Source organism: Streptomyces thermospinosisporus (assembly GCF_039526425.1).
Taxonomy (GTDB): domain Bacteria; phylum Actinomycetota; class Actinomycetes; order Streptomycetales; family Streptomycetaceae; genus Streptomyces; species Streptomyces thermocarboxydovorans.
This window is the reverse complement of sequence record NZ_BAAAIZ010000074.1, coordinates 18857-31820: the sequence shown is the minus strand read 5'-3', so window position 1 is coordinate 31820 and position 12964 is coordinate 18857. Positions and strand designations below refer to the sequence as shown.

Annotated in this window: 15 protein-coding genes; 9 read left to right on the top strand and 6 right to left on the bottom strand. The window is 71.6% G+C overall.

Translation table 11 applies throughout. The annotated features are described in order from the left end of the window. The first annotated feature begins 79 nt into the window (after window positions 1-79). The gene (moaA, locus tag ABD207_RS23300) at window positions 80-1069 is read left to right on the top strand and encodes a GTP 3',8-cyclase MoaA (protein ID WP_344015061.1); all 990 of its coding nucleotides are present in this window, start codon (window positions 80-82) and stop codon (window positions 1067-1069) included. A 68-nt stretch (window positions 1070-1137) separates the two neighbouring features. Here moaA and ABD207_RS23295 read toward each other — a convergent pair whose 3' ends face one another. Beyond that, the gene (locus tag ABD207_RS23295; protein WP_344015060.1) at window positions 1138-1383 is read right to left on the bottom strand and encodes a hypothetical protein; all 246 of its coding nucleotides are present in this window, start codon (window positions 1381-1383) and stop codon (window positions 1138-1140) included. Between the two features lie 251 nt (window positions 1384-1634). Further along, window positions 1635-2027: a DUF3099 domain-containing protein gene (locus tag ABD207_RS23290; RefSeq protein ID WP_344015059.1), complete on the bottom strand. Its 393-nt coding sequence runs from the start codon at window positions 2025-2027 to the stop codon at window positions 1635-1637. Between the two features lie 173 nt (window positions 2028-2200). Between ABD207_RS23290 and ABD207_RS23285 the strand changes: the two genes are divergently transcribed. Next, complete coding sequence (locus ABD207_RS23285) at window positions 2201-2479, top strand: GlsB/YeaQ/YmgE family stress response membrane protein (RefSeq protein WP_344015058.1); 279 nt, start codon at window positions 2201-2203, stop codon at window positions 2477-2479. Window positions 2480-2569: 90 nt separating this feature from the next. Here the strand turns inward: ABD207_RS23285 and tyrS are convergent, their stop codons facing one another. From tyrS to ABD207_RS23270, 3 genes are all read right to left on the bottom strand, one after another. Beyond that, window positions 2570-3838 carry a tyrosine--tRNA ligase gene (gene tyrS / locus ABD207_RS23280; protein WP_344015057.1) on the bottom strand — a complete coding sequence of 423 codons (1269 nt, stop codon included), beginning with the start codon at window positions 3836-3838 and terminating at the stop codon, window positions 2570-2572. 65 nt (window positions 3839-3903) lie between these two features. Next, a complete protein-coding gene (locus ABD207_RS23275) occupies window positions 3904-5298 on the bottom strand; it encodes a metallopeptidase TldD-related protein (RefSeq protein ID WP_344015055.1) in 1395 nt (464 codons plus the stop codon). Beyond that, a complete protein-coding gene (locus ABD207_RS23270) occupies window positions 5295-6851 on the bottom strand; it encodes a TldD/PmbA family protein (RefSeq protein WP_344015054.1) in 1557 nt (518 codons plus the stop codon). The genes ABD207_RS23275 and ABD207_RS23270 overlap by 4 nt, the downstream gene beginning before the upstream one ends. Before the next feature lie 414 nt (window positions 6852-7265). Here ABD207_RS23270 and fabG point away from each other — a divergent pair, with 414 nt between their 5' ends. The 3 genes from fabG to ABD207_RS23255 all read left to right on the top strand — a co-directional run bounded on the left by fabG (window position 7266) and on the right by ABD207_RS23255 (window position 9351). Further along, window positions 7266-7985: a 3-oxoacyl-[acyl-carrier-protein] reductase gene (gene fabG / locus ABD207_RS23265; RefSeq protein ID WP_344015053.1), complete on the top strand. Its 720-nt coding sequence runs from the start codon at window positions 7266-7268 to the stop codon at window positions 7983-7985. Window positions 7986-7990: 5 nt separating this feature from the next. Further along, window positions 7991-8758 (top strand): enoyl-ACP reductase FabI, encoded by a 768-nt coding sequence (fabI, locus tag ABD207_RS23260; protein WP_167991275.1) that lies wholly within the window; start codon window positions 7991-7993, stop codon window positions 8756-8758. A 203-nt stretch (window positions 8759-8961) separates the two neighbouring features. Continuing rightward, a complete protein-coding gene (locus ABD207_RS23255) occupies window positions 8962-9351 on the top strand; it encodes a hypothetical protein (RefSeq protein ID WP_344015052.1) in 390 nt (129 codons plus the stop codon). On the opposite strand, the gene ABD207_RS23250 is transcribed toward ABD207_RS23255, so the two are convergent. Next, window positions 9329-10021, bottom strand: coding sequence for a FadR/GntR family transcriptional regulator (locus tag ABD207_RS23250; RefSeq protein WP_344015051.1), 693 nt, complete (start codon window positions 10019-10021; stop codon window positions 9329-9331). The two genes, ABD207_RS23255 and ABD207_RS23250, sit on opposite strands and share 23 nt — an antisense overlap. A gap of 157 nt (window positions 10022-10178) precedes the next feature. Here ABD207_RS23250 and ABD207_RS23245 point away from each other — a divergent pair, with 157 nt between their 5' ends. The 4 genes from ABD207_RS23245 to ABD207_RS23230 all read left to right on the top strand — a co-directional run bounded on the left by ABD207_RS23245 (window position 10179) and on the right by ABD207_RS23230 (window position 12930). After that, window positions 10179-11444 (top strand): CynX/NimT family MFS transporter, encoded by a 1266-nt coding sequence (locus ABD207_RS23245; RefSeq protein WP_344015050.1) that lies wholly within the window; start codon window positions 10179-10181, stop codon window positions 11442-11444. Between the two features lie 379 nt (window positions 11445-11823). Further along, a complete protein-coding gene (locus ABD207_RS23240) occupies window positions 11824-11940 on the top strand; it encodes an SGM_5486 family transporter-associated protein (RefSeq protein ID WP_277350678.1) in 117 nt (38 codons plus the stop codon). 188 nt (window positions 11941-12128) lie between these two features. Further along, on the top strand, window positions 12129-12335 hold the full coding sequence (locus tag ABD207_RS23235) for a hypothetical protein (protein ID WP_344015049.1): 207 nt from the start codon (window positions 12129-12131) through the stop codon (window positions 12333-12335). 76 nt (window positions 12336-12411) lie between these two features. After that, a complete protein-coding gene (locus ABD207_RS23230; protein ID WP_344015047.1) occupies window positions 12412-12930 on the top strand; it encodes a SixA phosphatase family protein in 519 nt (172 codons plus the stop codon). The last annotated feature ends 34 nt before the right edge of the window (window positions 12931-12964 follow it).

The window sequence follows — 12964 nt, the reverse complement described above, 5'->3', positions numbered from 1 at the left end:
GCAGGTATTCGGACACGTGATCCGGGCGGATGCGTGCACCGGGCGGATGCGCACGATCCACGTCGAGGGAGGGGGCCCCGTGCTCATCGACACCTACGGCCGAGTGGCGACGGACCTGCGGGTCTCCCTGACCGACCGCTGCAATCTGCGCTGCACCTACTGCATGCCCGAGGAGGGCCTGCAGTGGCTGGCCAAGCCCGACCTGCTCACCGACGACGAGATCGTCCGCCTGATCCGCATCGCGGTCACCTCCCTCGGCATCGAGGAGGTCCGCTTCACCGGAGGCGAGCCGCTGCTGCGCCCCGGCCTGGTCGGCATCGTCGAGCGGGTGGCCGCCCTGGAGCCCCGCCCGCAGATGTCCCTCACCACCAACGGCATCGGCCTCCGGCGCACCGCCCCGGCCCTGAAGGAGGCGGGCCTTGACCGGGTCAACGTCTCCCTGGACACCCTCCGCCCGGAGGTCTTCAAGGCCCTCACCCGCCGCGACCGCCACCGGGACGTCCTCGACGGCCTCTACGCGGCCCGCGAGGCCGGCCTCACCCCGGTCAAGGTCAACTCGGTCCTGATGCCAGGGCTCAACGACGACGAGGCCCCCGACCTGCTCGCCTGGGCCGTGGAGCACGACTACGAGCTGCGCTTCATCGAGCAGATGCCGCTGGACGCCCAGCACGGCTGGAAGCGCGAGGGCATGATCACCGCCGGGGACATCCTGGCCTCCCTGCGCACCCGCTTCGAGCTGACCCCCGAGGGCGAGGAGAAGCGCGGCTCGGCCCCGGCGGAGCGCTGGCTGGTCGACGGCGGCCCCCATGTGGTCGGCGTGATCGCCTCGGTCACCCGCCCCTTCTGCTCCGCCTGCGACCGCACCCGCCTGACCGCCGACGGCCAGATCCGCACCTGTCTCTTCGCCACCGAGGAGACCGATCTGCGTGGTGCCCTGCGCTCCGGCGCGGACGACGAGGAGATCGCCCGCATCTGGAAGCAGGCCATGTGGGGCAAGAAGGCGGGCGCAGGCCTCGACGACCCGTCCTTCGTCCAGCCGGACCGCCCGATGTCCGCCATCGGCGGCTGATCCCTGGTCTGCCACCGGGCTGCCCCGGGCCCGCACCGGGGTCACACTGGGGCCGGCCCGGCCGCAGCTCAGCCTTCGGGCCGGTCCTGCCCTTCCTGCTGCTCCTGCCACTCCTCGAACCTCACCACGTCCTTGAGGAACCCCCGCACGCCCAGGAACTGGGACAGATGCTCGCGGTGCTCCTCGCAGGCGAGCCAGGTCTTGCGGCGGTCCGGCGTGTGGATCTTCGGGTTGTTCCAGGCGAGCACCCACACGGCGGGGGCGCGGCAGCCCTTGGCGGAGCAGATCGGCGTCTCGGGGTCAGGGTTGATCACCGTCCGACCCTAACCTGCTCGGCCCGGGGAAAGGTCCGGGAAGGCCCGGGAAAGGGGCGACGCCGAGCAGCCACGGGGGGAGCTGCCCGGCGTCGGTCCGTCGCTCCGACGGGGGATGCGGAGCGCGTACGAAGTATGTCACGGGTCACCCCGCCGCTGGCACCGAAAGAGCATGATTGATCTGAGCTTTTCTTGAGCTTGGCGGGGAACCGGCTTCCGCTCCGGCCCACCGTGCTCCCCGGCCCCACGGCTCACGAAGGCTTGGGCCGCTGCGTTCGTGCGCCCGGAGTCGGCTCGGGCGCCACTTCTTCCGTGCCCGGCCCGGTCCCGCCGTCATTCGTCCGGGGCGGCGTGATCATGGGCCGCAGCGGCGGCGTGATGAAGGTCGAGGGGGTCGGCGGCGCGTTCTCGCGACCCGCGTTGGCGATCACCACGGCGATGTACGGCAGCACCAGTCCGAGGACCAGCGCCACGATCGCGACATGCCGCTCCACGTTCCACAGGGTCGCCGCGAGGATGACCGAGATCGTACGGATGGTCATCGAGATCACGTACCGGCGCTGCCGCCCTCGTACGTCCTCCTGGAGGCTCGCCCGCGCACCGGTGATCCGGAAGATCTGGGCGCCGCCGTGCTGTTTCCGCATCACACTCACCATCCGCCCGCGCCTCGGAGAACATCACCACGTTACGCCCTGTGCGCGGCGTCCACGAGACCGGGTTCCCGGCGCCGCACTCCCGACATGCGGGGCCGGGGGAGTGGGCCGACACTGGCTGTACTGCTCGCGTCAAGCGGTACGTCCAGCGGTAGGAGGCAGCCATGGGCTGGTTGTGGGCCGTCATCGTGGGATTCGTGCTCGGTCTGATCGCCAAGGCGATCATTCCCGGCAAGCAGCACAGCCCCCTGTGGCTGACCACCATCGGCGGCATCCTCGGGGCCATCGTGGGCAACGCGGTGGCCCGGGGCTTCGGCGTCGAGGAGACCCCTGGCATCGACTGGAGCCGCCACATCTTCCAGGTGGTGGCCGCCGTGATCATCGTGGGCCTGATCGACGCGCTGTACATGCAGGTCCGCGGGAACAAGAGACAACGCGCTTAGCCAGCGGCCCGGCCCGCCCGGCACGACGAAGGGGCGGCCCCGGACCAGACCGGAAGCCGCCCCCACTCCGTACAGGGCCGCCGTAGCGGCTCAGGCGCCGGTGACCTCCGCCGCGGCCAGGTTCTTCTTGCCCCGGCGCAGCACCAGCCACCGCCCGTGCAGCAGATCCTCCTTCGCCGGGACCGCGTCCTCGCTCGCGACCTTGACGTTGTTCACGTAGGCGCCGCCCTCCCGGACGGTGCGCCGCGCGGCCGACTTGCTCGGCACCAGGCCCACCTCGGCGAACAGGTCGACCACCGGGCCGAGCTGGGACACCTGGATGTGCGGCACCTCCGACAGCGCCGCCGTCAGCGTCCGCTCGTCCAGTTGGGCCAGCTCGCCCTGCCCGAACAGCGCCCGGGAGGCGTTGATCACGGCCGCCGTCTGCTCGGCACCGTGCACCAGCGTGGTCAGCTCCTCCGCCAGCGCCCGCTGGGCCGCCCGCGCCTGCGGACGTTCCCGGGTCTGCCGCTCCAGCTCCTCCAGCTCCTCACGGGACTTGAAGGACAGGATCCGCATGTACGTGGAGATGTCCCGGTCGTCCGCGTTCAGCCAGAACTGGTAGAACGCGTACGGCGTGGTCATCTCCGGGTCGAGCCAGACGGCGCCGCCCTCGGTCTTGCCGAACTTGGTGCCGTCCGCCTTGGTCAGCAGCGGCGTCGCCAGCGCGTGCACCTCGGCCTGCGGTTCCAGCTTGTGGATCAGGTCCAGGCCCGCCGTGAGGTTGCCCCACTGGTCGCTGCCGCCCTGCTGGAGGGTGCAGTTGTAGCGCCGGTACAGCTCCAGGAAGTCCATGCCCTGCAGCAGCTGGTAGCTGAACTCCGTGTAGCTGATGCCCTCGGCGGACTCCAGACGCCGCGCGACCGAGTCCTTCGTCAGCATCTTGTTGACGCGGAAGTGCTTGCCGATGTCGCGCAGGAACTCGATGGCCGTCAGGTTGGCCGTCCAGTCCAGGTTGTTCACGATCTTCGCCGCGTTCTCGCCCTCGAAGGACAGGAACGGCTCGATCTGCGCGCGCAGCCGCTCCACCCAGGCCGCGACCGTCTCCGGGTCGTTCAGCGTGCGCTCGGCGGTCGGGCGCGGGTCGCCGATCTGGCCGGTCGCGCCGCCCACCAGCGCCAGCGGGCGCAGGCCCGCCTGCTGCAGGCGGCGCATGGTCAGGACCTGGACCAGGTGGCCGACGTGGAGGCTGGCCGCGGTCGGGTCGAAACCGCAATAGAACGTGACGGGACCGTCCGCGAGCGCCTTGCGCAAAGCGTCCTCGTCAGTGGACAGGGCGATCACGCCACGCCACTTCAGCTCGTCGACGATGTCCGTCACGTCTCTCGTGTCTCCTTGATGATCTTCGGCCGGCCGGGTGACAGCCGATTGCGACGCCTACGAGGTTATACGCCCCGGCTGACCGAGCTCATATTGAAATCCGGGACGCGCAGCGGGGGCATCGCCGCCCTGGTGAACCAGTCGCTCCACTCCCTGGGCAGGGTCTTGACGGTGCGCCCCGCCTCGGTGGCCCGGCCCAGCAGGTCCACCGGCGACTCGTTGAACCGGAAGTTGTTCACCTCGCCGGTGATCTCGCCGTTCTCCACCAGGTACACCCCGTCCCTGGTGAGCCCGGTCAGCAGCAGCGTCGCCGGGTCGACCTCGCGGATGTACCAGAGGCAGGTCAGCAGCAGGCCCCGCTCGGTGGCCGCGACCATCTCCTCCAGCGACCGGTCCGCGCCGCCCTCCAGGATCAGATTGTCGATCGCCGGGGCCACCGGCAGCCCGGTCAGCCCGGCACTGTGCCGGGTCGTGATCAGCCGGCGCAGCGCCCCCTCGCGCATCCAGTCCGTGGCCGCCAGCGGCAGCCCGTTGTCGAACACCGACTGGTCGTCGCCCGAGGAGTGCGCGATCACGAACGGCGCCGACTCCAGGCCCGGCGCGTGCGGGTCGCTGCGCAGCGTCAGCGGCAGCTCGGACAGCCTCTCGCCCACCCGGGTGCCGCCGGGCTTGGAGAACACCGTGCGGCCCTCGGCCGCGTCCCGCCCGGAGGCCGACCACATCTGGTAGACCAGCAGATCCGCCACCGCGCTCGGCGGCAGCAGCGTCTCGTAGCGGCCCGCGGGCAGCTCCAGCCGCCGCTCGGCCCAGCCCAGCCGTACCGCCAGTTCGGCGTCGAGCGCCGTCGGGTCGACGTCCTTGAAGTCCCGCGTGGAGCGCCCCGCCCACGCGGAGCGGGTGCGGTCCGGCGACTTGGCGTTGACCTCCAGCGTCCCGTTGGGCTGGTCGTGGCGCAGCCGCAGCCCCGTGGATGTGCCCAGATAGGTGGAGACCACCTCGTGGTGGGCGAAGCCGTACAGCTCCCGGCCGCCCGCCCGTGCCCGGGTGAAGGCCTCGCCAAGGGCCGGCGCGAAGTCGGCGAACACGGCCGAGGAGGTCTCCGCGGGCGCCTCGGTGAACTCGGGGGACTCCGGCACCCCGGTGACCAGCGGCTGCGCGTCCTCGGCGGGACCGGCGCCGCGCGCGGCGGCCTCGGCGGCCCGCACCAGCGGCTCCAGCTCGTCCATGGTCACCGCCGAGCGGGACACCACCCCGGAGGCGGTGCCCTCCGCGCCGTCCACCGTGGCGATCACGGTGAGGGTGCGCCCGCGGGTGACCCCGTTGGTGGTCAGCGCATTGCCCGCCCAGCGCAGATTGGCGGTCGACTGCTCGTCGGCGATCACGACACAGCCGTCGGCCCGGGACAGCTCCAGAGCCCGCTCGACGATCTCGTGCGGCTTGCTGACGACACGCGCGCTCATCGGCCGGCCTCCTGCGTGGTGTTCAGAATGTTGACTCCCTTGAAGAGCGCGGACGGGCAGCCGTGCGAGACCGCCGCCACCTGCCCCGGCTGGGCCTTGCCGCAGTTGAAGGCGCCGCCCAGCACATAGGTCTGGGGCCCGCCGACGGCGGCCATGGAACCCCAGAAGTCGGTGGTGGTGGCCTGGTAGGCGACGTCCTTGAGCTGGCCGGCCAGCCGGCCGTTCTCGATGCGGTAGAAGCGCTGCCCGGTGAACTGGAAGTTGTAGCGCTGCATGTCGATGGACCACGACCGGTCGCCGACCACATAGATGCCGCGGTCGACCGACCCGATCAGGTCCTCCGTCGACATCCCGGCCGGGTCCGGCTGCAGGGACACATTGGCCATCCGCTGCACCGGCACATGGGCGGGCGAGTCGGCGTAGGCGCACCCGTTGGAGCGCTCGAAGCCGGTCAGCTTGGCGATCCGCCGGTCCAGCTGGTAGCCGACCAGGACGCCGTCCTTGACCAGGTCCCAGGACTGCGCCGCGACGCCCTCGTCGTCGTAGCCGATGGTGGCCAGGCCGTGCTCGGCGGTGCGGTCGCCGGTGACGTTCATCAGCTCCGAGCCGTAGCGCAGCTTGCCCAGCTGGTCGAAGGTGGCGAAGGAGGTCCCCGCGTAGGCGGCCTCGTAGCCGAGGGCGCGGTCCAGCTCGGTGGCGTGCCCGATGGACTCGTGGATGGTCAGCCACAGGTTGGACGGGTCGATCACCAGGTCGTACAGGCCCGGCTCCACGCTCGGCGCGCGCATCTTCTCGGCGAGCAGCTCCGGGATCCGCGCCAGCTCGTCGTCCCAGTCCCAGCCGGTGCCCCGCAGATACTCCCAGCCGCGGCCGACCGGGGGCGCCAGGGTGCGCATGGAGTCGAACTCGCCGCTCGACTCGTCCACCGACACCGCCGTGAACACCGGATGCAGCCGCACCCGCTGCTGGGTGGTCACCGTGCCGGCCGTGTCGGCGTAGAACTTGTTCTCGTGCACGGTGAGCAGCGAGGCGTCCACATGGTCCACGCCGGGCGCCGCGAGCAGCCGGGCGCTCCACTCGGCCAGCAGCCCGGCCTTCTCCTCGTCGGGCACGGTGAACGGGTCGATCTCGTACGAGGACACCCACGTCTTGTCGGCGTGCACCGGCTCGTCCGCCAGCTCCACCCTCCCCCACTGCCCGAAAGGCGTGGGAGGTGCCCCCACGTCGGACCCCGCCGCCTTGATCACCTGCGCGGACAGCTTCGCCATGGCCACCGCCTGAGAGGCCACCTTCGCGGCGGCGTCCGGCGTCAGATCGACCCCGGAGGCGAATCCCCAGGTCCCGCCGTGCACCACCCGCACCGCGTACCCGAGGTCGGTGGTGTCCGACGATCCCGCGGGCCTGGCGTCCCGGAACCGCCAGGACGCGTCCCGCACCCGTTCCAGCCGGAAGTCCGCGTGCTCCGCGCCGAGCGACCGCGCGCGGGCCAGCGCGGCGTCGGCGAGGGAGCGCAGGGGCAGGGCCGTGAAGGCTTCGTCAATGCTATGAGGCACCTACGTCTCTTCCTGTCGGTGTTCCCGGTGTTCCCGGTGTTCTCGGTGTTCTCGGTGTTCCCGGTGTTCCCGGTGTTTCGGTGTTCCGGTGTTTCTCGGCTTCGCTCATGCCGTCTGCCGGTGTTCGCTCATGCCGTCGGCGTCCCTGAGTGTTCGCCGGGCACGGTTGCCGCTGCGCATCATGTCGTGTCGCCCGTTCGGGGGCCACAGGTTTCTTCCGCGCGGCCGGAGCCCTCTGTAGGGACCCGACTTTCTGTAGGGACCCGACAGAGCGATCCACCGGCCACTGTCGGTGCCCGAATGTCCCCGGGCACACCACGACCGATAGGTTTTCGGTGAAGCCGCCTGTCATCGCCGCCTGTCCTCCAGGTGTCCGGGCGGATGTCCACAGACCGCTACCGAAAGGGTGATCCGTTGAGCCGCTCGGTTCTCGTCACCGGAGGCAACCGGGGCATCGGCCTCGCCATCGCCCGCGCTTTCGCCGACGCCGGCGACAAGGTCGCGTACACCTACCGCTCGGGTGAGCCGCCGGCCGCCCTGACGGAGGCGGGCTGCCTCGCCGTCAAGTGCGACATCACCGACGCCGAGCAGGTGGAGCAGGCCTACAAGGAGGTCGAGGAGGCGCACGGCCCCGTCGAGGTCCTGGTGGCCAACGCGGGCATCACCAAGGACCAGCTCCTGATGCGCATGTCCGAGGAGGACTTCACCTCGGTCGTCGACACCAACCTGACCGGCACCTTCCGCGTGGTCAAGCGCGCCAACCGCGGCATGCTGCGCGCCAAGAAGGGCCGCGTGGTGCTGATCTCCTCGGTCGTCGGGCTGCTCGGCTCCGCGGGCCAGGCCAACTACGCCGCCTCCAAGGCCGCCCTGGTCGGCTTCGCGCGCTCCCTCGCCCGTGAGCTGGGCTCGCGCAACATCACCTTCAACGTCGTCGCGCCCGGCTTCGTCGAGACCGACATGACCAGGGCGCTCAGCGAGGAGCAGCGCTCCACCATCCTGTCGCAGGTGCCGCTCGGCCGGTACGCGCAGCCGGAGGAGGTCGCCGCGACGGTGCGGTTCCTCGCCTCGGACGACGCCTCGTACATCACTGGAGCCGTCATCCCCGTTGACGGCGGACTGGGAATGGGTCACTGAACACCATGAGCGGAATTCTCGAGGGCAAGCGCGTCCTCATCACCGGTGTGCTGATGGAGTCGTCCATCGCCTTCCACGCCGCCAAGCTGGCCCAGGAGCAGGGCGCCGAGATCATCCTGACCGCGTTCCCGCGGCCCACGCTGACCGAGCGCATCGCCAAGAAGCTGCCCAAGCCCACCAAGGTGATCGAGCTCGACGTCACCAACGACGAGCACCTCGGCCGGCTCGCCGACCTCGTCGGTGAGGAGCTCGGCGGCCTCGACGGCGTCGTCCACTCCATCGGCTTCGCCCCGCAGGACGCGCTCGGCGGCAACTTCCTCAACACGCCGTTCGAGTCCGTCGCCACGGCCATGCACGTCTCCGCCTTCTCCCTGAAGTCGCTGACCATGGCCTGCCTGCCGCTGATGCAGAACGGCGGCTCCGTCGTCGGCCTCACCTTCGACGCGCAGTACGCCTGGCCGCAGTACGACTGGATGGGCCCCGCCAAGGCCGCCCTGGAGGCCACCAACCGCTACATGGCGCGCGACCTGGGCAAGCAGAACATCCGCTGCAATCTCATCTCCGCGGGCCCCATCGGCTCCATGGCCGCCAAGTCCATCCCGGGCTTCAGCGAGCTGGCCTCGGTGTGGGACAGCCGCTCCCCGCTCGAGTGGGACCTGAAGGACCCGGAGCCGGCCGGCCGTGGCATCGTCGCGCTGCTGAGCGACTGGTTCCCGAAGACCACCGGCGAGATCATCCACGTGGACGGCGGCCTGCACGCCATCGGCGCCTGACAGCACGTTTCAGCACGAGGGCCCGCGTCCGGCCGGCGCGGGCCCTCGTGCCTGTCGGTCCCCGTCGGTCCCTGTCGGTGCGGCGCCCGTCGTGTCACCCGTTCGGCTCAGCCGGGCGGGCGGGGCCTGACGGCGGCGGGGCATCGTGAAGGTGCGCGTCCACCGCGTGTTCCCCCTCCCCAGTACGGCCGAGGAGGTCCCTTGTGCGCATTTTCCGCCTGGCCTCAGCGACCGTCGCCGTCGCCGTCGCGCTCGTCCTTCCGTACGAGGCGGCGGCCCAGCCGCGCGTCCAGCCCGGCCGGGCCCCGGCCGGCCACCTGATGAGACTGGGCACCGAGGACGCCGAGGACGCCGACGACCTGTTCGGGGCCGCGTGCTTCATCCGCGTCGACGGATCCTGGGTGACCGCCTACTGCCACAATCCCTATCCGGACACCGACCTGGTGCGGCTGCACGTCGAGTGCGCCCATTGGTGGGACCTGGACAGCGACTCCCGCGCCGTCGCCGCCGAACCGGCGCAGACCGTGAAGCTGACGGGGCGCTGCTGGCAGAAGGTGCGCTCCGCGTGGATCAGCCACCAGCGGGCGAGCTGAGCGGCGCCGGGCGGCAGCCGAACGCATAGGAGGCGGCCTCCTGGGCGGCCGTCGCCGCGTCCTGCGCCCGGATGGCGTCGACCAGCCGGGCGTGGTCCATGTGGGCCTCCGGGTTCAGCTCCCGGCCCACGTCCTCGCGCAGCCAGTCCCGCAGCACCTCGCTCAGGTCCGCGTACATCGTGGTCATCACGTCGTTGTGCGAGGCAGCCACCACGGCCAGATGGAAAGTCGCGTCGGCCACCACGAACGCCTCCGCGTCGCCCGACTCCCAGGCCTCCTCGCGGCGCCGCAGCAGCGTGTCGAGCTGCTTGAGGTCCTTCTCCGTGCGCCGCTCGGCGGCCAGCCGCGCCCCGGCCGACTCCAGCGTGGAGCGCAGCTCGGCGATGTGCCGGGGGTCGGCGTCGGCGAAGCGGCGGTGCATCACGCCCGCCAGCTCGCTGGTCGCCACGACGTACGTCCCCGAGCCCTGGCGGATGTCCAGCAGCCCGTTGTGCGCCAGCGCCCGCACCGCCTCGCGCACCGTGTTGCGGGCCACCCCGAGCTGCTCCACCAGCTCCGGCTCGGTGGGAATGCGGGAGCCGACCGGCCACTCGCCCGAGGTGATCTGGCTCCGCAGCGCGGCGATGACCTGCTCGGACAGTGCCGAACGGCGGGGATGGGTCAGGGGCATGGCACATACTTTCGCACGGTCGGGGGCGCCGGACGGCAACCACGCGTTGGACAACCAATCATCCCATGATTCTATGATGAGCGGCATGGCTGGAAACAGAACGCGAGCACTCCGGTCCAGGACTGCAGCCACCCCGGCCGAGAACGGGGTCCCCGGCATGAGCGGCACCACCGCACCCGCCTGGGCGAAGCCGCTGCTGATCGCCGGCATCGTCCTCGCCGCGCTGAACCTGCGCCCGGCCATCACCAGCCTCGGAGCGCTGCTCGAGGAGGTCCGCGACGGGCTCGGCATGAGCGGCAGCGTCGCCGGGCTGCTCACCTCGGTGCCCTCGCTGTGCTTCGCCGTCTTCGGCGTCACCGCCCCCCGCCTCGCCCGCCGCTTCGGGCCGGGCGCGGTGGTGTGCGCCGGCATGGCCGCCATCGCCTCCGGCCTGCTGATCCGCCCCTTCGCGGGCGGCACGGCCGGCTTCCTCGCCGCCACCGCCCTCGCCCTCATGGGCATCGCCGTCAGCAATGTCCTGATGCCGGTCATCGTCAAGCGCTGGTTCCCCGACCGGGTCGGGTCCATGACCGGCCTGTACTCGATGGCCCTCGCCCTCGGCACGTCCCTGGCGGCGGCGGTGACCGTGCCGCTCACCGACGCGGTGGGCGGGAACTGGCAGTCCGGCCTCGCCCTGTGGGCGGCCCTCGCCGCCGCGGCCGTACTGCCCTGGATCCCGTTCGTACGGGACCGCGAGCCGGGACCCGTGGCCGGCCGGGCGTCCGGCGCGGGCTCGCGGCTGCCCCGCCAGGAGGCACCGCAGCAGCGGGCGGGGGAGCGGGACGGCGCCCCGAAGCTGCGCATCACCCGCAGCCCCACCGCCTGGGCGCTCGCCGTCTTCTTCGGGCTCCAGGCGACCGCCGCCTACATCACCATGGGCTGGATGGCGCAGATCTTCCGGGACGCGGGCGTGCCCGCGGGCACCGCAGGAGTGCTGCTCGCCGTGACCATGGTGATGGGCGTACCGCTCGCCTTCGTCATACCCCGCCTCGCCTCCCGGCTGCCCAGCCAGGGGCCGATCGTGGTCGCCCTCGGCGCCTGCGGCCTCGCCGGATACGCCGGCCTCTACCTCGCCCCGGCGGCCGGCGCCTGGGCCTGGGCCCTCCTCCTGGGCATCGCCAACTGCGCCTTCCCGCTCGCGCTCACCATGGTCGGCATGCGAGCCAGGAGCGGCGCGGGGGTGGCCCAGCTGTCGGCCTTCGCACAGAGCACCGGCTATCTGATCTCCATCCCGGGCCCCCTGCTGGTCGGCGTCCTCTACCAGCACAGCGGCGGCTGGGGTCTGCCCATCGCCCTCATGGCCGGCCTGATGATCCCCCAGATGCTCATGGGCGTCCTGGCAGGCCGCGACCGCACGGTGGAGGACGAGGCGACGGTCCGCTGAGCGCCGCTCCGCGGGGGGCTTCGTCCGGGGACACCTCGGGATCCCTGCCGGCTCCCGGGAGCCCTGTCGAGGCTCGGGGCGGTCTGCCCCGGCATGCCCCGGGGGGAGCTGCGTCGGGCTTGGGGTGGCCTGCTCAGGTGTACCGGGGGCCTCGTCGCACCTCTGGTGCCGTGCGCGGGCGGCCCCGGGGGAGACGCGTTCGGCCCGGGGGCGGCTTGCCCGGGCCTACCCGGGGGAAGCCCCGTTGATGGCCCGGGCGACGCGTCGGGGCGTGCCTTGGGCATACCCCCGGGGAGGGAGAGCCCCCGTCCGGGCCTGGGGCGCCGCGCCGGGTGGCCCCGGGGCGTGGTGGGTGGTGTGCGGGTGGGAGACTTGGGGTATGCCAGTGCTTGATCCGAACCCGCAGAACGGCCAGAAGAAGCTGCTGCTGGTCTTCGGCGCGTTCTTCGCCATCTTTGTCGTCATCGGTGTGATCGCGGCCCTGCTCGCGCCGTGACACCGCCCGCGGGGCCCTCCGTGCCCCGAACGGGGTGGGGCTAGCCCCCGCATCCCCTAGGGGACCAGGCTCAGGGACAAGTGGGTGGATCACCGGATGGGCCCGCACTCCCGCGCTCCGTACCTTCGAGTCGTACCCGCGCACAGCGGAGTCACGGTAGGACTCAGCACTCGAAGAGCGGAGGCCCCATGTCGGCGCGTACGCGGACCCGGCCGCACCCGGCCCCCCGGGGCGGCGTCGACATCCGGCTGCCGTGGTGGGCGCTCGCCCTCCCCGCGCTCGCCTTCGTGACGCTGCTGACGCTGATACTCCACCCCGCCGACGCCCAGGCGGCCACCGGCGAACCGGCCCTCAGCCTCATCCTGGAGCGAGCGCACCAGCTGATTGCCCGCTGAGCAGTGGCGGAACGCCCCCGGAAGTGCTCGTCAACTCCCTGCGCCCTGTGGTCTGTTTCATGCGAAGCTGGGACGCATGAGCGTCGCAGAACCCCGCAGGATTGCCCTCTTCCGGCATGCGAAAGCCGACTGGCCTCCCGTTGACGACCACGAGCGCCCGCTCGCCGAGCGCGGCCGGATGGACGCCGCCGCAGCCGGACGCAAGCTCGCCGACACCGGCATCGCCTTCGACCTGGCCCTCTGCTCCACCGCCACCCGCACCCGCGAGACCTGGAAGCTCGCCGTCCAGGAGTTCCCGCAGCGCCCGAAGACCGTCTACGAGGAGCGGATCTACGAGGCCTCGCCCGGCGAGCTCATCGCCCTGCTCAACGAGACCCCCGACGACGTTCAGAACGTCCTCCTGATCGGCCACAACCCCGGCATCCAGGGCCTCGCCGACGTTCTGGCCGGCTCCTCGGAGGGCGACGCCCGTGAGCGGATGAACCGCCGCGGCTTCCCGGCCGCCGCCTTCGCCCTGCTGTCCTTCACCGGCTCCTGGAAGTCCCTGGAGCCCGGCGTCGCCACCCTGCTCGACTACTGGGCGCCCAGCGAGTGACTCACGGTGCCGCCCACGGCACCACAGGGGCCCG

Bases quoted from the DNA above. Each gene is read 5' to 3' on its own strand.
- ABD207_RS23290 (WP_344015059.1), bottom strand. From the start codon at position 2,027: ATGCGGAAACAGCACGGCGGCGCCCAGATCTTCCGGATCACCGGTGCG.
- ABD207_RS23285 (WP_344015058.1), top strand. From the start codon at position 2,201: ATGGGCTGGTTGTGGGCCGTCATCGTGGGATTCGTGCTCGGTCTGATC.
- ABD207_RS23275 (WP_344015055.1), bottom strand. From the start codon at position 5,298: ATGAGCGCGCGTGTCGTCAGCAAGCCGCACGAGATCGTCGAGCGGGCT.
- fabI (WP_167991275.1), top strand. From the start codon at position 7,991: ATGAGCGGAATTCTCGAGGGCAAGCGCGTCCTCATCACCGGTGTGCTG.
- ABD207_RS23250 (WP_344015051.1), bottom strand. From the start codon at position 10,021: ATGCCCCTGACCCATCCCCGCCGTTCGGCACTGTCCGAGCAGGTCATC.
- ABD207_RS23245 (WP_344015050.1), top strand. From the start codon at position 10,179: ATGAGCGGCACCACCGCACCCGCCTGGGCGAAGCCGCTGCTGATCGCC.
- ABD207_RS23240 (WP_277350678.1), top strand. From the start codon at position 11,824: ATGCCAGTGCTTGATCCGAACCCGCAGAACGGCCAGAAGAAGCTGCTG.
- ABD207_RS23235 (WP_344015049.1), top strand. From the start codon at position 12,129: ATGTCGGCGCGTACGCGGACCCGGCCGCACCCGGCCCCCCGGGGCGGC.
- ABD207_RS23230 (WP_344015047.1), top strand. From the start codon at position 12,412: ATGAGCGTCGCAGAACCCCGCAGGATTGCCCTCTTCCGGCATGCGAAA.